Here is a 324-nt window from a genome sequence, read left to right as displayed (position 1 = left end):
GCCCTGCAGCTTCCTTGCCCGGTTGTTCGGCTTTGCCTTATGGGGACGACACCGGCCCTCGGCGATCCGGTTCAGCAGCTTTTCCACATCATAGGGCGTGATCTCGGTCACCAGCCTGTTGTTCCACTCCGGGCCCACCAGCTTCGTCAGCATCGAGCGCTGATCCGAGGCATTGGTTTTCGCCAGATTCGGCAGATGCACCTCGGCATAGCGGTCAACCAGATCCCTGAACCGGGGTGCGTCCCGCCCGTCTTCCTTCGCGCTCAGCGGATCGCCCCCGGCATCGATCTCGCGCCGCAACTCCTTTGCCCGCTCCCGCGCCGC

General features: G+C 64.5%; 1 pseudogene. It reads right to left on the bottom strand.

Going from position 1 to position 324, the window contains the following annotated elements:
- Positions 1-324: pseudogene (locus Q5Y72_RS19805) on the bottom strand (tyrosine-type recombinase/integrase); the annotation flags it as partial.

It is taken from the genome of Paracoccus spongiarum, from assembly GCF_030732095.1.
Taxonomy (GTDB): Bacteria; Pseudomonadota; Alphaproteobacteria; order Rhodobacterales; family Rhodobacteraceae; genus Paracoccus; species Paracoccus spongiarum.
The sequence above is the reverse complement of the archived record's forward strand: the minus strand, read 5'-3'. Positions and strand labels throughout refer to the sequence as shown.